This is a genomic window from Bradyrhizobium sp. BR2003 (genome assembly GCF_009720285.1).
GTDB classification, from domain to species: domain Bacteria; phylum Pseudomonadota; class Alphaproteobacteria; order Rhizobiales; family Xanthobacteraceae; genus Bradyrhizobium; species Bradyrhizobium elkanii.
In genome coordinates this window covers 38958-60239 of sequence record NZ_SMYJ01000019.1, presented here as the reverse complement: position 1 = coordinate 60239, position 21282 = coordinate 38958, and the positions used below count along the sequence as shown (strand labels likewise).

Annotated in this window: 14 protein-coding genes; 7 read left to right on the top strand and 7 right to left on the bottom strand. The window is 66.1% G+C overall.

All coding sequences use genetic code 11. The features are described from left to right. The first annotated feature begins 83 nt into the window (after positions 1 to 83). The 3 genes from E2I15_RS13430 to E2I15_RS13420 are packed head-to-tail and all read left to right on the top strand — an operon-like array spanning position 84 to position 5162. Positions 84 to 764: a response regulator transcription factor gene (locus E2I15_RS13430; RefSeq protein WP_016842329.1), complete on the top strand. Its 681-nt coding sequence runs from the start codon at positions 84 to 86 to the stop codon at positions 762 to 764. Further along, positions 748 to 2202 (top strand): sensor histidine kinase, encoded by a 1455-nt coding sequence (locus E2I15_RS13425; RefSeq protein ID WP_137476371.1) that lies wholly within the window; start codon positions 748 to 750, stop codon positions 2200 to 2202. The genes E2I15_RS13430 and E2I15_RS13425 overlap by 17 nt, the downstream gene beginning before the upstream one ends. Next, positions 2199 to 5162: a bifunctional [glutamine synthetase] adenylyltransferase/[glutamine synthetase]-adenylyl-L-tyrosine phosphorylase gene (locus E2I15_RS13420; RefSeq protein WP_137476370.1), complete on the top strand. Its 2964-nt coding sequence runs from the start codon at positions 2199 to 2201 to the stop codon at positions 5160 to 5162. The genes E2I15_RS13425 and E2I15_RS13420 overlap by 4 nt, the downstream gene beginning before the upstream one ends. Positions 5163 to 5271: 109 nt before the next feature. Here the strand turns inward: E2I15_RS13420 and E2I15_RS13415 are convergent, their stop codons facing one another. From E2I15_RS13415 to E2I15_RS13395, 5 genes are read right to left on the bottom strand one after another with little or no spacing between them, the layout of a single operon-like run. Then, positions 5272 to 5490: a formate dehydrogenase subunit delta gene (locus E2I15_RS13415; RefSeq protein WP_137476369.1), complete on the bottom strand. Its 219-nt coding sequence runs from the start codon at positions 5488 to 5490 to the stop codon at positions 5272 to 5274. Continuing rightward, the gene (gene fdhD, locus E2I15_RS13410; RefSeq protein ID WP_137476368.1) at positions 5477 to 6310 is read right to left on the bottom strand and encodes a formate dehydrogenase accessory sulfurtransferase FdhD; all 834 of its coding nucleotides are present in this window, start codon (positions 6308 to 6310) and stop codon (positions 5477 to 5479) included. Before fdhD ends, E2I15_RS13415 begins: the two co-directional genes overlap by 14 nt. A 2-nt stretch (positions 6311 to 6312) precedes the next feature. Then, positions 6313 to 9189 (bottom strand): formate dehydrogenase subunit alpha, encoded by a 2877-nt coding sequence (gene fdhF / locus E2I15_RS13405; protein WP_137476367.1) that lies wholly within the window; start codon positions 9187 to 9189, stop codon positions 6313 to 6315. A 13-nt stretch (positions 9190 to 9202) separates the two neighbouring features. Next, positions 9203 to 10771, bottom strand: coding sequence for a formate dehydrogenase beta subunit (locus E2I15_RS13400; RefSeq protein WP_137476366.1), 1569 nt, complete (start codon positions 10769 to 10771; stop codon positions 9203 to 9205). After that, entirely contained in the window at positions 10768 to 11244 is a 477-nt protein-coding gene (locus E2I15_RS13395) for a formate dehydrogenase subunit gamma (protein ID WP_137476365.1), read from the bottom strand. The genes E2I15_RS13400 and E2I15_RS13395 overlap by 4 nt, the downstream gene beginning before the upstream one ends. A gap of 256 nt (positions 11245 to 11500) precedes the next feature. Here E2I15_RS13395 and E2I15_RS13390 point away from each other — a divergent pair, with 256 nt between their 5' ends. The 3 genes from E2I15_RS13390 to mdoH all read left to right on the top strand — a co-directional run bounded on the left by E2I15_RS13390 (position 11501) and on the right by mdoH (position 16212). Beyond that, positions 11501 to 12397, top strand: a complete 897-nt coding sequence (locus E2I15_RS13390) for a LysR family transcriptional regulator (RefSeq protein WP_137476364.1) — start codon at positions 11501 to 11503, stop codon at positions 12395 to 12397. Between the two features lie 240 nt (positions 12398 to 12637). Beyond that, complete coding sequence (locus E2I15_RS13385; protein WP_137476363.1) at positions 12638 to 14104, top strand: glucan biosynthesis protein G; 1467 nt, start codon at positions 12638 to 12640, stop codon at positions 14102 to 14104. Then, positions 14092 to 16212: a glucans biosynthesis glucosyltransferase MdoH gene (mdoH, locus tag E2I15_RS13380; protein ID WP_137476362.1), complete on the top strand. Its 2121-nt coding sequence runs from the start codon at positions 14092 to 14094 to the stop codon at positions 16210 to 16212. Before E2I15_RS13385 ends, mdoH begins: the two co-directional genes overlap by 13 nt. 9 nt (positions 16213 to 16221) lie before the next feature. Here the strand turns inward: mdoH and E2I15_RS13375 are convergent, their stop codons facing one another. Then, positions 16222 to 18543 (bottom strand): sensor histidine kinase, encoded by a 2322-nt coding sequence (locus tag E2I15_RS13375; protein WP_137476361.1) that lies wholly within the window; start codon positions 18541 to 18543, stop codon positions 16222 to 16224. A 193-nt stretch (positions 18544 to 18736) separates the two neighbouring features. Beyond that, positions 18737 to 20125, bottom strand: a complete 1389-nt coding sequence (locus E2I15_RS13370) for a cation-efflux pump (protein WP_137476360.1) — start codon at positions 20123 to 20125, stop codon at positions 18737 to 18739. A gap of 506 nt (positions 20126 to 20631) precedes the next feature. Between E2I15_RS13370 and E2I15_RS13365 the strand changes: the two genes are divergently transcribed. Next, on the top strand, positions 20632 to 21246 hold the full coding sequence (locus E2I15_RS13365; RefSeq protein WP_155262365.1) for a TetR/AcrR family transcriptional regulator: 615 nt from the start codon (positions 20632 to 20634) through the stop codon (positions 21244 to 21246). The last annotated feature ends 36 nt before the right edge of the window (positions 21247 to 21282 follow it).

Genomic DNA, 21282 nt, shown 5'->3' with positions numbered 1-21282 from the left:
ATATGCGCGGTCGTCTTGCATGTGCAGGCCGGCCGCGTCATGCTGATAGAGGGCCAATTCCCGTGACCGCAATCGCTCCGCAAATGCGCATCCTGATCATCGAAGACGACCGTGAGTCAGCCGACTATCTGGTCAAGGCATTCCGCGAAGTCGGCTATATCGCCGATCTCGCCTCCGATGGCGAGGAAGGGCTGTCGATGGCCGAGACCGGCGACTACGACGTGCTGGTTGTGGATCGTATGCTGCCGAAGCGTGACGGCCTGTCGCTGATCGGCAGCCTGCGCGACAAGGGCAACCGGACGCCGGTGCTGATCCTCTCGGCGCTCGGCCAGGTCGATGACCGCATCAAAGGCCTGCGCGCCGGCGGCGACGACTACCTGCCGAAACCCTATTCCTTCGCCGAGCTGCTGGCACGCGTCGAGGTGCTGTCGCGGCGCAATGTCGGCCCGGCCGAGGAGACGACCTACCGGGTCGGCGACCTCGAGCTCGACCGGCTGTCGCACCGTGTCGCCCGCGGCAAGGACGAGCTGACCTTGCAGCCGCGCGAGTTCCGCCTGCTAGAATATCTCATGAAGCATGCCGGGCAGGTGGTGACGCGCACCATGCTGCTCGAGAACGTCTGGGATTATCATTTCGATCCGCAGACCAACGTCATCGACGTCCACATCTCGCGGCTGCGCTCCAAGATCGACAAGGGTTTTGAGCGGCCGCTGCTGCATACCATCCGCGGCGCGGGGTATATGATTCGTGACGGCATTCGGTAAACTGATCCGGACCACGGCGTTTCGGCTGACGCTGGTCTACCTGTTCCTGTTCGCGCTGTTCGCGGCCTCGCTGCTGGCTTACTTCGCCTGGAACACGCGGCGGCTGATCACCGAGCAGATCACGACGACGGTCAACGTCGAGATCAGCGAGATCACCGACATCTACAACCGCCGCGGCCTGCGCGGCCTGCTGGGCACCATGGGCAATCGTGCGCTGCGGCCGGGCGCCAACCTCTATCTGGTGACGGCGCCGAACGGGCAGATGCTCGCCGGTAATGTCGGCGCGCTGGCCCCGGGCGTGATGAGCACGCAGGGCTGGACCGAGACCGCCTATCGCCGGCTCGACGACCAGGACAGGACCGATCACCGCGCGCTGGTGCGGGTCACCCAGATGGACAACGGCTTCCGCCTGCTGGTCGGGCGCGACCTCGAGGAACGGCGGCGGCTGTTCGGCATCGTCGCCAAGGCCGCGCAATGGTCGATCCTCGTCGTCGTCGTGCTCGGCATCGGCGGCGGTATCTTCGTCGCCCGTCGCGTGCTGCACCGGATCGACGCCATGACCGGAACCACCAAGCGCATCATGGCCGGCGATCTGTCCGGCCGGCTGCCGGTCGGCCGCAGCGGCGACGAGCTCGATCGCCTGGCGGAAAATCTCAACGCCATGCTCGAGCGCATCGAGGCGCTGATGACGGGGCTGAAGGAGGTCTCCGACAACATCGCCCATGACCTCAAGACGCCGCTGACACGACTGCGCAACCGCGCCGAGGAGGCGCTGGCGCGGTCGGGCTGCGAGGCCGACTATCGCGCGGCACTGGAGCGGACCATCGAGGAATCCGACGGGCTGATCCGCACCTTCAACGCCCTTTTGATGATCGCGCGTGCCGAGTCCGGCCAGGCGCGCGGCAACATGGACGATTTCGACGGCGCCGATGTCGCCAACGGCATCCACGAACTGTACGAGCCGCTGGCCGAGGACGACGGCATGACGCTGCAGGTGAAGACTGTGCCGGCGCCGATTCACGGCAACCGCGAATTGATCAGCCAGGCGGTCGCCAACCTGGTCGAGAATGCCATCAAATACGGCAAGCCCGACGCGAGCGTGCAGCCGCTCAATGCGGATGCGCGGGAGATCCTGATCGAGGCGCGGCGCGAGGGCGACCAGGTTCTGCTCAGCGTCACCGACCACGGTCCGGGCATTCCCGAGGCCGACCGCAAGCACGCGGTCGAGCGCTTCGTCCGGCTCGAGGCGAGCCGCACCTTACCCGGTTCCGGTCTCGGCCTCAGCCTGGCCTCGGCGGTCGCCACGCTTCATGGCGGTGAGCTCAGGCTCGGCGACGCCCATCCGGGGCTGGTCGCCACCCTGGTGCTGCCCGCCCGGGCGGGCGGCAGTGACAGGCTTGCGGCTCAAACGCAGGATGTGCCACAGAAGGCGGCATGAATGCCGCCGCGCCGGGAAACGCGGATCGACATCGTCTGGCCGCGCGGTTCGCGGACGGACCGCGTGTCGCCGCGCCCGTATCCGCCGATCAGCGCCTGACCGACTGGTTCGCCGAGCTCGAGCCGGCGCAATCGGCTGCGCTCAACGCATTGCTCGAACATCCGTTCGCACGGGACATCCTGCGCGGCATCGCCGAGTTCTCGCCCTATTTGTTCGAGCTCGCCCGCGCCGACGCCGCGCGGCTGATCCGGATCCTGTCATGCGACCCGGAGCCGCATCTTGCCGGCCTGATCGAGACGACGTCGCGCGAGGTGCTCGCCGCCGGCAGCGAGGCCGACGTGATGGTTCTGCTTCGCCGCATGAAGGCTGAGGCCGCGCTGATGATCGCCCTGTGCGACATCGGCGGCGTCTGGCCCGTGATGCGGGTGACGGCGGCACTGACCGACATCGCGGTGAATTCGGTGCAATCGGCGCTGCGATATTTGTTCCGGCAGGAAGTGGCCCGCGGCAGGATGACCGCCGCCGATCCCGATCACCCCGAGGCAGGTTCGGGCCTGATCGTGCTTGCGATGGGCAAGATGGGGGCTGGAGAGCTGAACTATTCCAGCGACATCGACCTGATCGTGTTCTTCGATCGCGCGGCCACCTCGCTCGCCGAGGACATCGAGCCGCAGCCGTTCTTCGTGCGCGTCACCCAGGCGATGGCGCGGATGCTGCAGCAGCGCTCGGGCGACGGCTACGTGTTCCGGGTCGATCTCAGGCTGCGGCCGGACCCGGCCTCGACCCAGGTCGCGATCTCGACCGACGCGGCGCTGCATTATTACGAGCGCGAGGGGCGCACCTGGGAGCGCGCCGCGATGATCAAGGCGCGGCCCTGCGCCGGCGATCCCAAGGCCGGCGAGGCGCTGATCGCCGAGCTCGCGCCGTTCGTCTGGCGCAAGCATCTGGATTTTGCCGCGCTTGCCGATGTCCACGACATGAAGCGGCAGATGCAGACCTATCGCGGCCAGAGCGAGATCTCGGTCGAGGGCCATAACGTCAAGGTCGGCCGCGGCGGCATCCGCGAGATCGAGTTCTTCGCCCAGACCCAGCAGCTGATCGCCGGCGGCCGCCATCCGGAGTTGCGGGTGCGGCCGACGCTGGAGGCGCTCAACGTGCTCGCCAACAGCAACTGGATCACGTTTGAGGCGCGCGACGAGCTGACGACGGCCTATGAATTCCTGCGTCGGGTCGAGCACCGGCTGCAGATGATCGCCGACGAGCAGACCCACTCGCTGCCCGAAGCGCCTGAGGACGTCGAGCGCTTTGCGCATTTCTTCGGCTACGAGAATCGCGAGGCCTTCGCCAGGGACCTGCTCGGCCAGCTCAAGATCGTGCAGAACCACTATGGCAAGCTGTTCGAGGGCGACGATCCGACCGGCACCGCGAAGCTGCCGGATATCGACTACGGCGCCGGGCCCGAGGATGCCCGCCTGATCGAGCATCTCGCCAATCTCGGCTTCAAGAAGCCGATCGCGGTTGCCGGCACCGTGCAGCAGTGGATCGAGGGCGATTATCGCGCGCTGCGCGTCGAGGCGACGCGTGCCGCGTTCCTGGAGTTCATTCCCGGCCTGATCGACGGCCTCGCGCATGCCGAGGAGCCTGATGATTCGGTGGCGGCGTTCGACCGTTTCCTCGGCGCGCTGCAGCGGGGCGGGCGGCTGATCTCGCTGCTCAGCCAGAACCGCGATTTCGTCGCGCTGGTGGCGCTGATCCTCGGCGCGGCACCGCGGCTCGGCGACATGCTGGCGCGGCAGCCGCAGATCATGGACGGCCTGGTCGATCCGCGCTTCTTCGGCGCGATGCCGGACAAGAAGGAATTGTCGGCGCGGCTCGCCGCCACGCTGCAGGATGCGTCGTCCTACGAGGATTTTCTCGATCGTCTGCGATTGTTCGGCCAGGAGAGTCTGTTCCTGATCGGCACGCGGATCCTGTCCGGAACGGTGTCGGCGCAGCACGCCAGCACCGCCTTTGCCGATGTGGCCGAGGGCATCGTGCACACCGTGCACGGCCTCGTCACCGACCAGTTCGCCGCGCAATATGGCCGGATCAAGGGGCAGGAGACCGCGATCGTCGCGATGGGCCGGCTCGGCAGCCGCGAGATGACGGCGTCCTCCGACCTCGATCTGATCCTGCTGTACGATTTCGACAGCGAGGCACCGGATTCCGACGGAGAACGCTCGCTACACGGCGCGCAGTATTTTGCCCGATTCACCCAGCGCCTGATCAGCGCCTTCACGACCCGGACCAATTACGGCGTGCTCTACGAGGTCGACATGCGGCTGCGTCCGTCGGGGCGCGCCGGTCCGGTCGCCTCGCGGATCGATTCATTTGCCGACTACCAGGAGCGCGAGGCGTGGACCTGGGAGCACATGGCGCTGACCCGCGCCCGCGTGATCTCGTCGTCGCCTGAGTTCCGCGAGAAGATCGAGGCGATCATCCGCAGCGTGCTGACCCGGCCGCGCGATGCGGCGTCGACCGCGGCCGACGTTGCCGATATGCGGCGCGCGATCGCGCTGGAGAAGGGCGAGGACGACGTCTGGGATCTCAAGCTCGCCGCCGGCGGGCTCGTCGACATCGATTTCATCGCGCAATATCTCCAGCTCGCGCATGCCGCGGTGAAGCCGGAAATTCTCAGCGTCTCCACGCTGCAGGTGCTCGACAATGCCGCCAAGCTCGGCCTGCTCGGCCAGTCCGAGGCCGAGATCCTGCGCTCGGCGGCGCGGCTCTATCATGACCTGACGCAGATCCTGCGGCTCTGCGTCACCGGCAAGTTCAATCCGGAGACCGCGGGCGAAGACCTGCTGCGCGTGATGGCACGGGCCGGGGACACGCCGGATTTCTCCGCACTGGAAGCGCGCCTGCGCGAGACCCAGAGCGAGGTGCGCCGCGTCTTCAACACGATCGTGGGCGGGGGCTGATCCGACTGCGATGCTCGACCCGTCATCCCCGCGCAAAGGCGAAGCCTTTGCGCGGGAGCGACGGGTGATAGAGCAGGAGGGTGACGGTGATAGCGCAGGGCGCGGCTGCCTACGCCTGCTGCTTCAGCTTCTGCAAGGCATCGCGGACGTCGGGATCGAGGCCGGTGCCGCCGGCGTCGAGATGGGCGAAGATCTGCTTGCGCATCCGCGGATCCCAGAACTTCCAGATGTGCTCGGAAATGCCCTGCACGGCGCGGTCGTGGCCCTGGCTGTGGAAGAACTTTCCGATCTGGTTCGCCATATAGACCAGTTTGTCAGGCGACGACATAGGCGGACTCCTTGCCGGGCACCGCGCCTGTGACGCGTTCCGGATGCGTAAAGATTTCAAATCCATCGGCGCGGGCGATCGCGGCGAGCGTGATGCCGGCGGCATCCGCCATCCGCACCGCAAGCGCGGTCGGCGCCGACACTGCGGCGATCAGCGGCGCGCCGATCGCGGCGGTCTTCTGCACCATTTCGACCGAAACGCGGCTGGTCAGCAGCACCATGCCTTCGCTCGCGACCACCTTGTCGCGGGCCAGCGCGCCGGCGAGCTTGTCGAGCGCATTGTGGCGGCCGACATCCTCGCGCAGCGCCACGATGTCGCGTGCGGCCGTCCAGAACGCCGCGGCGTGCACGGCGCGGGTCTGGTGGTTGATCTCCTGCAGCGGCGCGACCGCCGCCACCGCGGCCATGATCTCGCGCGGCGAGAAGGCGCGGCCCGCTTGCACCACCGCGGTCGGCCGGACCGCCTCGCTGATGGAATCGAGCCCGCACAGGCCGCAGCCGGTCGGGCCGGCGATGTTGCGCCGCCGCTCGGCGATCCGCTCGGCCCTGTCAGGCCTGAGCCACATCCGAAGCTCGATGCCGTCATCGAGCTCGACGATGTCGAGGGTCTCGATCTCGTCGGCCGCTTGCACGATGCCTTCGCTCAGGCTGAAGCCGACGGCGAAGTCGCCGAGGTCCTCGGGCGAGCCCATCATCACGGCGTAGGTGCCGCCATTATAGGTCAGCGCGAGCGGCGTCTCTTCCGGGATCAGGCGCGCGCCGTCGCTGAAGACGCCGTCGCGCCAGACTTTCCGCCTCGATTGGTGGACGGGCTCGCGCATCGTTACTCCGCGGCCTCCACCACCGGCGCGATGCGGCGGGAGTGGCGTGCCTGCTCGTCATAGGCCTTCTGCCAGTCGGACGGACCGTTCGACGGCGAGATCTGCACGGCGGTGACCTTGTACTCGGGACAGTTGGTGGCCCAGTCCGAGAAGTCGGTCGTGATGACGTTGGCCTGGGTGTCAGGGTGGTGGAACGTGGTGTAGACCACGCCCGGCGCCACGCGGTCGGTGATCTCGGCACGCAGCGTGGTCTCGCCGGCGCGGCTCGCCAGCCGCACCCAGTCGCCGTCGCGGACGCCGCGCTGCTCGGCGTCATGCGGATGGATCTCCAGCCGGTCCTCGGCGTGCCACACCACGTTCTCGGTGCGGCGGGTCTGCGCGCCGACATTGTACTGGCTGAGGATGCGGCCGGTGGTGAGCAGCAGCGGGTAGCGCGGGCCGGTGCGTTCGTCGGTCGCGATATATTCGGTGAGGATGAACTTGCCCTTGCCGCGCACGAAGCCGCCGATATGCATCACCGGGGTGCCTTCCGGCGCCTTTTCGTTGCAGGGCCACTGCACCGAGCCGAGCTCGTCGAGCCGGGCATAGGAGACGCCCGCGAAGGTCGGCGTCAGCGCGGCAATCTCGTCCATGATCTCGGATGGATGGGCGTAGTTCATCTCGAAGCCCATCGCCTTGCCGAGCATGATCGTCACTTCCCAGTCGGCATAGCCGTTGAGCGGTGTCATCACCTTGCGGACGCGCTGGATGCGGCGTTCGGCGTTGGTGAAGGTACCGTCTTTCTCCAGGAAGGTCGAGCCGGGCAGGAAGACGTGGGCGTAGTTCGCAGTCTCGTTCAGGAAGAGATCGTGGACGATCACGCATTCCATCGCCGACAGCGCCGCCACCACATGTTTGGTGTTCGGATCGGACTGCAGGATGTCCTCGCCCTGCACGTAGAGCCCCATGAAGCTGCCTTCGATGGCGGCGTCGAACATGTTCGGGATGCGCAGACCCGGCTCGTTGTTGAGCTTGACGTTCCACATCGCCTCGAACTGCTCGCGCACCGCATCGCCGGCGATGTGGCGGTAGCCGGGCAGCTCGTGCGGGAACGAGCCCATGTCGCAGGAGCCCTGCACGTTGTTCTGGCCGCGCAGCGGGTTCACGCCGACGCCGGGCCGGCCGATATTGCCGGTCGCCATCGCGAGGTTGGCGATCGCGATCACCGTGGTCGAGCCCTGGCTGTGCTCGGTGACGCCGAGCCCGTAATAGATCGCGCCGTTGCCGCCGGTGGCGTAGACCCGCGCCGCCTCGCGCAGATCCCTCGGATCGACGCCGGTCATGATCGCGGTGGCTTCCGGGCTGTGCTTGGGATCGGCGACGAAAGCCGCCCAGTCCTGAAACTCGCTCCAGTCGCAGCGCTCGCGCACGAAAGCCTCGTCGACGAGCCCTTCGGTGACGATGACATGGGCAAGCGCAGTGAGCACGGCGACGTTGGTGCCGGGCATTAAGGGCAGATGCAGCGCCTTCACATGCGGCGATTCCACCATCTCGGTGCGGCGCGGATCGATCACGATCAGCCTGGCGCCCTGGCGCAGCCGCTTCTTCAGCCGCGAGGCGAACACCGGATGAGCCGAGGCCGGATTGGCGCCGATGATCAGCACGACGTCGGTGTCCTCCACCGAATCGAAATCCTGCGTGCCCGCTGAAGTTCCAAAGGTTTGCGACAGGCCGTAGCCGGTCGGCGAATGGCAGACGCGGGCGCAGGTGTCGACATTGTTGTTGCCGAAGCCGGCGCGGATCAGCTTCTGCACCAGATAGGTTTCTTCATTGGTGCAGCGTGACGAGGTGATGCCGCCGACCGCGTCGCGGCCGTATTTCTGCTGGATGCCCTTGAATTTCGCGGCGGCGAAATTCAAGGCTTCGTCCCACGACACTTCCTGCCAGGGATCCTCGATCCGCTCGCGGATCATCGGCTTCAGGATGCGCTCCTTGTGGGTGGTGTAACCCCAGGCGAAGCGGCCCTTGACGCAGGAATGGCCGCGGTTGGCCTTGCCGTCCTTCCACGGCACCATGCGAACCACTTCCTCGCCGCGCATCTCCGCCTTGAAGGAGCAGCCGACGCCGCAATAGGCGCAGGTAGTGACGACCGAGTGTTCGGGCTGGCCGATCTCGATCACGGATTTCTCGGTCAGCGTCGCGGTCGGGCAGGCCTGCACGCAGGCGCCGCAGGACACGCATTCCGAGCCGAGGAAGCTTTCGTTCATGCCGGGCGAGACGCGGCTGTCGAAGCCGCGTCCGGAGATCGTCAGCGCGAAGGTGCCTTGTACCTCCTCGCAGGCGCGGACGCAGCGCGAGCAGACGATGCACTTCGAGGGGTCGTAGGTGAAGTACGGATTCGACTCGTCCTTCGGCATCCAGTTGTCGTTTTCGCAGCCGTGCGATTTGGCGAAGACGTGGTTCTCACCTTCATAACCGTAACGCACGTCGCGCAGGCCGACCGCGCCCGCCATGTCCTGCAATTCGCAGTCGCCGTTCGCGGCGCAGGTCAGGCAGTCCAGCGGGTGGTCGGAGATGTAGAGCTCCATCACGCCCTTGCGCAGCTTCTTCAGCCGCTCGCTCTGGGTATGCACGACGAGGCCGGGCATGACCGGCGTCGTGCAGGAGGCCGGCGTGCCGGCGCGGCCCTCGATCTCGACGAGGCAGAGCCGGCAGGAGCCGAAGGCGTCGACCATGTCGGTCGCGCAGAGCTTTGGAATCTGGGTGCCGGCTTCCATCGCCGCGCGCATGATCGAGGTGCCCTCGGGCACTGTGATCTGATTGCCGTCGATGGTCAGCGTGACCATCGTCTCGGATTTGGATTTGGGCGTGCCGAAATCGGTTTCCTGGATCAGCGACATCGTAATTTCCTTGCTATTCCGCGGCCTGCAGGTGGGCCGGTGCGGGACCCAAATCTCCGCCGAAATCTTCCCGGAAGTGTTTCAATGCGCTCATCACGGGGTAGGGCGTGAAGCCGCCGAGTGCGCACAGCGAGCCGAATTTCATGGTGTTGCAGAGGTCTTCGACAACCGCGAGGTTTTCCGCCACGCGCTCGCCATTGATGATCTTGTTGATGGTCTCGACGCCGCGGGTCGAGCCGATCCGGCACGGCGTGCACTTGCCGCAGGATTCGACCGCGCAGAATTCCATCGCAAAGCGGGCCTGCTTCGCCATGTCGACGCTGTCGTCGAACACCACGATCCCGCCATGGCCGATCAGGCCGTCGCGCGCGGCGAACGCCTCATAGTCGAACGGTGTGTCGAACAGCGCGCGGGGGAAGTACGCCCCGAGCGGGCCGCCGACCTGCACCGCGCGCACCTCGCGTCCGCTGAAGGTGCCGCCGCCGATCTCGTCGACGAGTTCGCCGAGGGTGACGCCGAAGGCGGTCTCGAACAGCCCACCATATTTGATGTTGCCGGCGAGCTGGATCGGCATCGTGCCCCGCGAGCGGCCCATGCCGAAATCGGCGTAGGCCTTGGCGCCGTTGTCGAGGATGAAGGGGATCGCCGCGAACGACAGCACGTTGTTGATCACGCTCGGGCGGCCGAACAGGCCCTTATGCGCAGGCAGCGGCGGCTTGGCCCGCACGATGCCGCGGCGGCCCTCGAGGCTTTCCAGCAGCGAGGTCTCTTCGCCGCAGACATAGGCACCGGCGCCGACCCGCACCTCGAGATCGAACTCATGGGCGGAGCCGCCGATACGCTTGCCGAGCACGCCGGCGCGGCGGGCCGCCACGATCGCCGCGTTCATCGCTTCGACCGCGTGCGGATATTCCGAGCGGATGTAGATGTAGCCCTTGGTGGCGCCTACCGTGATACCTGCGATCGTCATACCCTCGATCACGACGAAGGGGTCGCCTTCCATGATCATGCGATCGGCGAAGGTGCCGCTGTCGCCTTCGTCGGCGTTGCAGACGATGTATTTGCGGTCGGCGCCGGCCTGCGCCACGGTCTTCCACTTGATGCCGGTGGGAAAGCCGGCGCCGCCGCGGCCGCGCAGGCCTGAGGTGGTGACGTCGGCGAGGATCTGGTCGGAGGTCAGCGTCAGCGCCCGCTCCAGGCCCTTGTAGCCGCCATGGGCGCGGTAGTCGTCGACCGAGCGCGGATCGATCACGCCGCAGCGGGCGAAGGTCAGCCGGGCCTGGCGCTTCAGCCAGGGAATCTCGTCCGTGACACCAAGCCGCAGCGCATGCTGGCCATTGCCGGCCATCGCATCGAATAGAGACGGAACGTCCGCCGGCGTCACCGGGCCGAACGCGACACGGCCTTGTGCGGTCGCCAGTTCGACCATCGGCTCCAGCCAATAGAGGCCGCGCGAACCGGTCCTGACGATCTCGAGCGGCGTGCCGCGCCCTGCTGCGGCCTGCTCGAAGGCGAGGGCGACATCGTCGGCGCCGACGGCGACCGCGCCGGCATCGCGGGCGATGAAGATTCGCATCGTCATCGCTGTGCCTCCGCGACCAGCGCGTCGATCCGCGCTTCATCGAGCCGGCCGACCACCCGGCCGTCCAGCATTGCCGACGGCGCGGTGGCGCACAGCCCGAGGCAGTAGATCGGCTCCAGCGTCACGCGGTCATCCGCCGTGGTATTGCCGAGGGCAACGCCGAGCCTGGCTTCCGCGCGCGCCGCAAGCCGGTCGCCGCCGGCGGCCTGGCAGGCCTCGGCGCGGCACAGCTTGAGGACGTGGCGTCCGGCAGGTTGCTTCCGGAAATCATGGTAGAAGGTGAACACGCCATGCACCTCGGCGCGCGACAAATTGAGCGCCTCCGCCACCATCGGGATCGCGGGCTCGGGCACGTAGCCGAAGGCCTCCTGCAGCGCGTGCAGGATCACCAGCGTGGCGCCTTCAAGCCCGGCATGCTCGGCGATGATTTCAGCGCCGCGCGCCTTGTCCCAAGGTTCGTATCCCACCGTCATCAGCGCTTCTCACGATCTGTTTTTTGCTTCGCACATGAGAGTTGGAATCCTTCGAAACATCAATAAAGCTGTCTCATGCGGCGATTGCGAAACGCGATTAATAGCGTCGCCGAATGGGACGATCCCGAATCGTAATAATGTTCTGGAATCACGCACTTCCGCGGCGCTTTGGATTTCGGGATCGCACCTCGATCGTGCTACCTATGGACGTGTTGGGCTGCCACTTGGGGCGCCGTTTTCCGAAGGGATTTGAACCTTGATCGACAAGCTGGAACTTCTGCTGGCGCTGGCCAAGGAGCGGCATTTCGGCCGGGCCGCGGAGGCCTGCGGCGTCACCCAGCCGACGATGTCGACCAGTCTCAAGCAGCTCGAGGAGATCCTCGGCGTCATGCTGGTGCAGCGCGGATCCCGCTTCCAGGGCTTCACGCCGGAAGGGGAGCGGACGCTGGACTGGGCGCGGCGCATCGTCGGCGATGCGCGCGCGATGAAGCAGGAGATCAACAGCCTCAAGGACAAGCTGTCGGGCGAGATCCGGATCGCGGCGATCCCGACCGCACTCGGCATGGTGGCCTCGCTGACCACGCCGTTCCGGGCGCGCCATCCCGATGTGCGGTTCCGGATTCAGTCCTGCACGTCGGCCGACGTACTCGGCCTGCTCGAGAATCTCGAGGTCGATGCCGGGCTGACCTATATCGAGAACGAGCCGATCGGCAAGGTCCGCACCATCCCGCTCTACAATGAGAGCTATCGCTTGCTGACGGCGCCGGATGCGATGTTCGGCGACCGCAACCAGGTGACGTGGAAGGAAGTCGGCACCGTGCCGCTCTGTCTGCTCACGCCCGACATGCAGAACCGCCGCATCATCGATCGCGCGCTGACCTCGGTCGGCGCGGAGGCGACGCCGACGCTGACGTCGAATTCGCTGCTCGTGCTCTACACCCATGTGAAGACCGGCCGCTGGGCCAGTGTGATGCCGGCCAAGCTCGCCGAGACGCTCGGCCTTGCCGATGCCGTGCGCAGCATTCCGATCGTCGATCCGGTCGTGGACTACAGCATTGGCCTCGTGATCCCGCAGCGCGATCCGATGACGCCGTTGATCGCAGCCTTGGTGCAGGTCGCACGCGAGGTCGCGCCGACGCTCGAGAGCGCGTAGCTCCCGGCATCTCTCGCGGCCCTTCGTCACGGTTCCGGCACAGCAGCAAGCGACCACGCGTTGTGTGCTTGCATTGAAGCAAGTCCGGGTGTTCAGCCGGCGGACAATCTTCGTTTCCTCGCAGCAAACATGGAACTCAGCGCCGGCTCGGCGGTTGCATTGCGGCGTCCCGGTCAGCGAGCAGGAGCTGCTTTGAATCGTCGCCAGTTACTCCACGGATCGGCCGTGTGGCCGACACTCATGTTCTTGCCACAGCGCCAAGCCGCCGCCGCAGCGAGCGCGACGGACGCACCCTTCAACCCAGGCATGGTCAGGGAGCTTGCGCGCAATCTCGCCAGCAAGTCGTTCGAGGCGCCGGACGAGAAGTTACCGAACGGCCTCACGGACCTGAACTACGACCAGTACCGCTCGATCCGCTTCACGTCCGAGCGCGCACTGTGGCGCGGTGCGAAGCTGCCGTTCGAGGCGCAGTTCTTCCACCGCGGCTTCTTCTACAAGAACAAGGTCAGTATCTTCGAGGTCGCCGACGGCAAGGTCAGCGAAGTCAAATACAGCAAGGACATGTTCTCGTTCGGCGAGACCGTGCCTGACTTCGCCGAGACCGACCTCGGCTTTGCCGGATTTCGGATCCACGCGCCGATCAACAAGCCGGACTATTACGACGAGGTCTGCGTCTTCCTCGGCGCGAGCTATTTCCGCGCCGTCGCCAAGGACGAGACCTACGGCCTGTCGGCGCGCGGCCTGTCGATCGATACCGGCGAGGCCAAGGGCGAGGAGTTTCCGTTCTTCAAGGCGTTCTGGCTCGAGCGCCCGGTGCCCAACGCGACCTCGCTGGTCATTCACGCCCTGCTCGACAGCAAGAGCTGCGCGGCGAGCTATCGGTTCACGATCAGGCCCGGAGGCACCACGGTGTTCGATGTCGAGGCATCGCTCTATCCGCGCGCCGATCTCGGGCATGCCGGCCTTGCGCCGATGACGAGCATGTTCTTCTTCGGGCCCAACGATCGCAACGAGGTCGACGACTTCAGGCCGTCCGTGCACGATTCCGACGGGCTTGCGATCTACAACGGCAAGGGCGAGAGCCTGTGGCGCCCGCTGAGCAATCCGCGCGACCTCCAGATCAGCACGTTCCAGGACGTCAATCCACATGGCTTCGGGCTGATGCAGCGCGAGAAGAATTTCTTCGCCTATCAGGACATCGAATCGCGCTTCGAGAAGCGTCCGAGCCTGTGGGTCGAGCCGATCGGCGACTGGGGCGAGGGCGCGGTCATCCTGTTCGAGATCCCGACCAAGGAAGAGATCCACGACAACATCGCCGCCTTCTGGCGGCCGAAGGCGCCGCCCAAGGCCAAGAGCGAGACCAATTTCACCTATCGCCTGCATTGGGGGCCGGACGCGCCGAAGCCGCATTCGCTCGCGCGCTTCACGCGCAGCGGCATCGGCGCGCATGGCGAGAACAGCAAGCTGTTCGTGCTCGACCTGTTCGGGGACAATCTGAAGGGGATCGATGCCAATAGCGTCAAGGGCGTCGTGACGGCCGAGAAGTCCGAGATCACGAATGTCGTCACGCAGCCGAATCCGAATACCGGCGGATGGCGGCTCAGCTTCCAATGCGCCGTCAAGAAGGACCCGATCGAGCTGCGTGCGCATCTGGCGCAAGATGACAAGCCGCTCTCCGAGATCTGGGTCTATCGATGGGCGCCATAGTCACGTCGCCTCAGTCCGACGTCGCCACGGCGACCGACGGCTTCCTGCCGCAGGAGAGCCCGCTTGCGATGTCGGCGGCCGATCTCGGCCGACCGCCGCATGCGGTGAGCAAGCCGGTGTCGGTCGGCGCGGGCATGTTGGTACGCCGCGCGCTCATCCTGGTGCTGACGGCGGCGCTGACCGGTGCCGGCGCCTACGAGATGTACATGGTGGTCCAGGTCGGCGGCGTGACGATCATGGAAGGCATGGTGCTGGTGCTGTTCGTCGCGCTGCTCGCCTGGATCGCGTTTTCGTTCGCTTCGGCGCTCGCCGGCTTCTTCGCTCTGCTTCGGCGCAACGGCAACGCCCTGCCGATCCGCGACGATGGTCCCTTGCCGCAGCTCGCGAGCCGGACCGCGGTGCTGCTCCCGACCTACAACGAGAATCCGCATCAATTGATGGCGCGCCTGCACGCTATCTACGAGTCCGTCGAGGCGACCGGGCAGGGGGACAGCTTCGACTGGTTCGTGCTCAGCGATACCCGCGATCCCGATATCTGGATCGCCGAGGAACGGGCGTTCCTCGAACTGTGCGAGGCCTGCGGCGCGCAGCGGCTGTTCTACCGGCATCGCGCCGACAATACGGCGCGCAAGTCCGGCAATGTCGGCGAGTGGATCACCCGGTTCGGTGGCGCCTATCGGTTCATGATCGTGCTCGACGCCGACAGCCTGATGTCGGGCGACACCATGGTGCGGATGGTGCACGCCATGGAGAGCAATCCGCAGGCGGCGCTGCTGCAGACGCTGCCGGTCATCGTCAACGCGCGCAGCCTGTTCAGCCGCCTGCAGCAGTTCGCCGGACGGCTCTACGGACCGATGGTCGCCGCCGGCGTTGCGTGGTGGCACGGCTCCGAGGGCAATTATTGGGGGCACAATGCCATCATCAGGATCGAGGCATTTGCACAGCAGGCGGGCCTGCCCGAACTCTCCGGACGCAAGCCGTTCGGCGGACATATCCTGAGCCACGACTTTGTCGAGGCGGCGCTGATGCGGCGCGCCGGCTGGGGCATCTACATGGCGCCGATGCTCGGCGGCAGTTTTGAGGAGGTGCCGCCGTCGCTATTGGATTTTGCCGCGCGCGACCGCCGCTGGTGCCAGGGCAATCTGCAGCATCTCGCCGTGCTGAGGACGCGCCGGCTGCACTGGATCTCGCGGCTGCATTTCATGACCGGGATCGGCTCCTACATCACCGCGCCGCTCTGGCTGTCGTTCCTGCTGCTCGGAATCCTGATCTCGTTGCAGGCGCGCTTCATTCGTCCCGAATATTTTCCGAAGGGTTTTTCGCTGTTCCCTAACTGGCCGGCGCAGGACCCGGTGCTCGCGGCCTGGGTGTTCGGCCTCACCATCGCGCTGCTGATCGTGCCGAAGCTGCTCGGCTTCCTCCTGTTGCTGACACGGTCGGACGTGCGCCGGCAATTCGGCGGCGGCTTCCGGGCGTTGACGGGCGTGATCGCCGAGGTGCTGATCTCGGCGATGATCGCGCCGGTCATGATGGTGTTCCAGTCGATCGCCGTCGTCGAGATCCTGCTCGGTCGGGATGCCGGCTGGCAGACACAGCGGCGCGACGACGGCGCGGTCGAACGGCGCGAGCTCTATCGGAAGTATGGCGTTCCCACCGCCTGCGGTGTCGCGATGGCGATAAGCGCCTGGGCGGTGTCGCTGCCGCTGCTGCTGTGGATGTCGCCGGTGATCATTGGCCTGTTGTTTGCGATCCCGATCGGCGCCTGGACCGCCAGGCCGGCGATGCACGCGCTGTTCGTGACGCCGGAGGAAGCTAAGCCGCCGCGCGTGCTGGTCCGCGCCAATGAGCTCGCATCGTCGCCGGCACACGCGTCGGCCCCTGCGCTCGCGACGCTGCGGCAGGATCCCGCGCTGCTGCATCGCCATCTCTCGTCGCTGCCGCCGGCGCGGCGCGGCGGTCCGGGCGAGATCGATCTTCACCTCGCGGTGGCGCGTGCGCGGATCGAGGCAAGCGACAGCTTCGACCAGGCGGTCCGCCATCTCACGCCGCGCGAGACGCTGGCCGTGCTCGGTGATTCCGCGCTGCTGGAAGGGGTGCTTGCGAAGTAGTGTGGGGCGTCAGGCCGCTTCCGGCAGCTTCGTCTGCAGGGTGCGCGGATCGCGGGGCAGCGTGACGCGCACGACGGTGCCGACGCCGAGCCTGGAGCGCAGCCGCATCGAGCCGCCGTGCAGATTGGTGAGCGAGCGCGCGATCGCAAGTCCGAGACCGGAGCCCTGGTAGCTCTTGGTGAGCTGGCTCTCGACCTGTTCGAACGGCTTGCCGAGCCGGCGCAGCGATTCCGGCGCGATGCCGATGCCGCTGTCGGCGATCAGGAGCACGATCGAGTCGTCCAGCATCTGGCCGCGCACCAGCACACGGCCGTGGTCGGGCGTGAACTTCACCGCGTTGGAGAGCAGGTTGACGATGATCTGCTTGACCGAGCGGCGGTCGGCGACGACCGAGATCGTGCTTTCGATATCCGATTCCAGCGACAGACCCTTGTGTTCGGCACGGCCGGAAACCACCCGCAGCGACTCCGCGAGGATGCCGGAGAGGTCGAGCGGCTCCATGTCGAACTTCATGCGGCCGGCCTCGATCTTCGACATGTCGAGAATGTCGTTGATGACCTCGAGCAGGTATTTCCCCGACGTCAGGATGTCGTGGCAGTACTCCGCGTACTTGTCCGAGCCGAGCGTGCCGAACAGGCCGCTGCCCATGATCTCGGAGAAGCCGATGATGGCGTTGAGCGGCGTGCGCAGCTCATGGCTCATATTGGCGAGGAACTTCGACTTCGCGGCGTTGGCGTCCTCCGCGCGGGTCTTCTCCTGCGAATATTTTTCGGCGAGGTCGGCGAGCTCGACGGCCTGCCGTTCCAGCTCGGCTTGCGAGCGCTGCAGGTCGATCACGGTGGCGCGCAGGCGCAGATCGTTGTCGACCAGCTTCTGCTCGTGCGCCTTGATGCGGGTGATGTCGGTGCCGACGGAGACATAGCCGCCGTCCTTGGTGCGGCGCTCGCTGATGTGCAGCCAGCTGCCGTCGTCGAGCTGGGCCTCGAAGGTGCGGGCGCCGGGCGCCGGCACGCCGCTCTCGTGCAGGCGGGTGCGCACCTCGGGCATGCTACCGACCTCGATCACGGTCTCATAGGAGGTGCCGGGGCTGACGGCGGAATCGGGCAGCTTGTGCAGCCGCTGGAAGTGCGAGTTGCAGAGCACGAGGCGGTCGTCGGCATCCCAGAGCACGAAGGCCTCCGGAATGGTCTCGATCGCGTCGCGCAGCCTGAGATCGGCTTCCACCGACTTCTCGGCGAGGCTCTTCTGCTCGGTGATGTCGACCGCGATGCCGATCAGATGCAGGCCGCCGTCGGCGGCGGCGTGACTGAGCTCGCAGCGCACCCGCAGCCAGATCCAGTGGCCGCCGACGTGACGCATGCGGAAGCTCTGGTCGATGTGATCGATCTTGCCCGAGATCAGCTGGTCGGCAATGTCGAACAGGTTGATGTCGTCGGAATTCACCAGCGCGTTGACCTCGCCGAAGGTGAGGAGGTCGTTACGGGTGTCGAGGCCGAGCAGGGTGAACATCGACTGCGACCAGAAGATCCTGCCGCGCGACAGGTCCCAGTCCCACAATCCGCAGCGGCCGCGGTTGAGCGCGGTGTCGATCCGGCCGCGCACGGCGTCGTTGATCAGGTCGCCCTCGCGGGCGCGGGTCGATTGCCAGTGGAACGCGAAGCCGAGGATCAGCACCACGAAGCTCGTGGTCGCCGACAGCGTCACCGAGAGCGCCGCGTCCGATCCCCAGATCGGCTCGTTCATCTCCTGGATCACGACGACCTGGCCGGGCAGCGACTTGACGAGCTGCGAGATCGCCAGCGCGCCGGTGCCGCCGGGCAGCGTCATGTCGCTGACCGTGCCCTGCTGGCCGGGCGCGACGAGCAGCTGCGCGGTGGAGACGATGTCGAGGATGCGATCGTTCTCGCCGGCGCCATCGACCGGCACGCGCGCCAGCACGCGGTGATCGGCGCTGGTGATGATGACGTGGCGGCCATAGGCGATGCCCCAGGACGGGATCAGGTCCGGCAGCAGTTCCTGCATCCGCTCGATGTTGGCGAGCCGGTCGCGCCGCACCGAGGTCAGGCGATCGAGACGCTCGGCGAGGATGTCGGAGAGCGCGGCAAGGTCGCGCTTCATCGCGCCGCGCTTCTGCCGGTTCTGGTCGATCACCTGGACGAAGGCGCCGAGGCAGATCGTGATGAGGAAGGCGATGATGAGAGTAGGGACAGCGCGGCGCAGTGCAGGCTCGGCCGTCAAGAGCCTGTGATAGGCCGGTTTCGCGATCGACTGCGCCAATCCCTTGATCGAATCGGATTGGACGCACGCGTTCGCTGCATGCGCGCGCGCCATGCCTTAGACCCCCGCTCTAAGCTGATTTTTTACCCGGTTCGGATGCTCCCCACGATGCATCCGAATCATGATCATTTGAATCCAGATTTCCGGGACTGTCGAGAGTCAACGATTCGTTAATGCGAAATAATTCTTGCCCAAAACAGAATCGGTCGGCGCAAAGTGAGTCCGAAACAGGAACGGCACCGTAGAATTACGCGCGCGTCGGCTCTGCGTGACTGATCACACGCTTCACGGAGGGGAACGCACGGCGCAGTTTGCGTTCGATCTCGTCGACGCTTTCATGCACCTTGATCACACTCAGCGAAGGCCGAGCGCGGCAATGGAAGTTGACGATCTCGCCGGCGTCGGTGTTGCGGACCCGCACATTGTGGATGTCATGGATCGCGCCGCCGTCGGCAAAGCCGGTCAGCGCGGCCTTGATGGCTTCGACGCGGTCTGGCGCGGCGTCGGTTCCCCACGGCAGTTCCGGCTCGAGCGGCTCGATATGGGTGTCGACCTCGACGTCCTCGCCAAAGTCCTCGCGGATCGCGCGCTCGAGATTGTGGGCGATGTCGTGCGCCGCGTCGAGCGCCATGTCGCCGTCGACCTCGAGGTCGATGCCGACGATCAGCTTGCCGCCGATATCGTGCACCGTGACGTGATGGATGGCGAGGCCGGAATTGCGCGCGATCACCATGATGCGCTCGCGCACGGTCTCATTGTCGCGCGCCACCGGCACCGCGGTGAAGGTGAGGTCGGCGTCGCCGAACATCTTGGTCACCGCCGCCTGCGCCCTGCGCTTGATGTCCTCGACGCGGTCGATCGGGTAGGTGCGCGGCACCTTGGCGATGGCATCGATGAAATGCGTCGCGCCGACCATGCGGACCCGCAGGCGGTCGACGTCGACCACCCCGGGGACGGCCTTGATGGCGGCGGTGGCCTTCTCCAGCGCGCCTTCCGGCGCGCGGTCGAGCAGGGTCTCGACCGTCTCGCGCGCCATGCGCAGGCCGAGCAGGGCGATCATCACCGCGACCGCGATCGCCGCCGCGGCGTCGCCCCACCAGACGCCGAAGCCGGCCAGCACCAGGCCGACGATGACGGCGGTCGAGCCCATCACGTCGGAAGCGAAATGCAGCGCGTCGGCGGCCAGCGCCTGGCTCTTGGTGTCGCGCGCGGCGCGCTGCAGCGCGCGGGCTCGCCACAGATTGACGCCGATATCGATGACCAGAACGACAAAGGGAATGGCCGAGATCGACGGCGGCGGCGTTCCCTCGCGCAGATGGCTGTAGGCCTGCACCAGGATGCCGCCGGCCAGCACATAGAGCAAGGCGATGATGCCGAGCGCCGAGACGCTCTCGAACTTGCCGTGGCCGTAATGATGCTCGGCGTCGGCCGGTTGATCCGACACCTGCACCACCGCCCATGTGATGATGGTGGCGACCAAGTCGATCGACGAGTGCAGCGCCTCGGAGATCAGCGCCAGCGATCCGATCGCGATGCCGACGACGAACTTCGCCACTGCCATGCTGCCGCTGGCGAGGATCGAGATCGCGGCGACCGATGTCTTGGCGGAAGGGGCGCTGGTCTTTGAAGAACTCATGGGCGGCGGTGTAGCAGGGAGTCCGTGAACATCAAGTGTCGTTCTTCACGCGCAATCGCAACTCAGTTGCAAGAGCAGTTGTTGCGCGAAAATCACGGTGTCGTCCTGGCGGAAGCCTGGCGGAAGCCAGGATCCATCACCACAGGGTTGTCTTGTTGAAGTGAGCTGGTGCAATTGCATCGCGTCATGACTCGCATTCAGGGTAATGGTCCTGGCTTCCGCCAGGCGAAGGCCAGGACGACGATGAGGGACGGTCCTCGCGCGATACACCGCCATCAATGCGTACCTATCTGCGGTGTCGTCGCCCGGCTTGACCGAGCGATCCAGCATTCCAGAGGCAGTCGTTGTCGACCCGAGAAGCCGCGGCTTACTGGATCGCCCGCATTTCCGCGGGCGATGACAGCTGTGAGCGAGGATGCAGCTGCTCTACCATCCTACGGTATACGGGCCAAACGACCCAAAGCCGGCACTTGCGATATAAAGACCAATCGGTCTATATATGGGCAATGAGCCGCCAAACCCCAGTGCAGTTGTCCCGCGGGCGCCCGCGAAGCTTCGACACGGAGGCCGCGGTCGAACGCGCCATGAATGTGTTCTGGTCGCGCGGCTATCACGCCACGGCACTCCCGGACCTGCTGCGTGCGACAAAACTCTCGCGCGGCAGCCTTTACGCCGCTTTCGGCGACAAGCACTCGCTGTTCCTGCGCGCGCTCGATCGCTACATCGCCGATGCCGTGACGCGGATGGATGCCGAACTCGATCCCGGCAGGGATCCGGTCGATGGCCTGCGGGCCTACCTTGCCGGTTACGTTGAGCGCACGTGCGGCGCCAATGGCCGGCGCGGCTGCCTGTTGGTGGCGACGGCGATGGAACTGGCTGGCCAGGATGCCGAGGTTGGCCGTCGCTTCGCGAGCTTCTTCAAAACCATGGAAGCCAGGGTGGCGGACGCATTTTCCCGTGCGGAGACTGCGGGCAAGCTGGCCGCTGGCGTCGAGCCTTCGAGTGCCGCCCGAATTCTCATCTGTTTCCTGTGGGGACTGCGCGTGGTCGCCAAAACGGCTCCGGCGCGCACCACGTCGCAAGCCACCGCTGACGCGCTGCTCGATCGCTTCCTCAGGTAAGGAACCCGTGGACGCCTCCGCATTCGGCGTGCCGAT

What these genes read in the sequence shown, in the direction of transcription:
- fdhF (WP_137476367.1), bottom strand. Translation starts at nt 9,189, where the DNA reads ATGTCGCTGATCCAGGAAACCGATTTCGGCACGCCCAAATCCAAATCC.
- E2I15_RS13420 (WP_137476370.1), top strand. Translation starts at nt 2,199, where the DNA reads ATGAATGCCGCCGCGCCGGGAAACGCGGATCGACATCGTCTGGCCGCG.
- E2I15_RS13415 (WP_137476369.1), bottom strand. Translation starts at nt 5,490, where the DNA reads ATGTCGTCGCCTGACAAACTGGTCTATATGGCGAACCAGATCGGAAAG.
- E2I15_RS13370 (WP_137476360.1), bottom strand. Translation starts at nt 20,125, where the DNA reads ATGAGTTCTTCAAAGACCAGCGCCCCTTCCGCCAAGACATCGGTCGCC.
- E2I15_RS13400 (WP_137476366.1), bottom strand. Translation starts at nt 10,771, where the DNA reads ATGACGATGCGAATCTTCATCGCCCGCGATGCCGGCGCGGTCGCCGTC.
- mdoH (WP_137476362.1), top strand. Translation starts at nt 14,092, where the DNA reads ATGGGCGCCATAGTCACGTCGCCTCAGTCCGACGTCGCCACGGCGACC.
- E2I15_RS13395 (WP_137476365.1), bottom strand. Translation starts at nt 11,244, where the DNA reads ATGACGGTGGGATACGAACCTTGGGACAAGGCGCGCGGCGCTGAAATC.
- E2I15_RS13385 (WP_137476363.1), top strand. Translation starts at nt 12,638, where the DNA reads ATGTTCTTGCCACAGCGCCAAGCCGCCGCCGCAGCGAGCGCGACGGAC.
- E2I15_RS13365 (WP_155262365.1), top strand. Translation starts at nt 20,632, where the DNA reads ATGAGCCGCCAAACCCCAGTGCAGTTGTCCCGCGGGCGCCCGCGAAGC.
- E2I15_RS13430 (WP_016842329.1), top strand. Translation starts at nt 84, where the DNA reads ATGCGCATCCTGATCATCGAAGACGACCGTGAGTCAGCCGACTATCTG.
- fdhD (WP_137476368.1), bottom strand. Translation starts at nt 6,310, where the DNA reads ATGCGCGAGCCCGTCCACCAATCGAGGCGGAAAGTCTGGCGCGACGGC.
- E2I15_RS13375 (WP_137476361.1), bottom strand. Translation starts at nt 18,543, where the DNA reads ATGGCGCGCGCGCATGCAGCGAACGCGTGCGTCCAATCCGATTCGATC.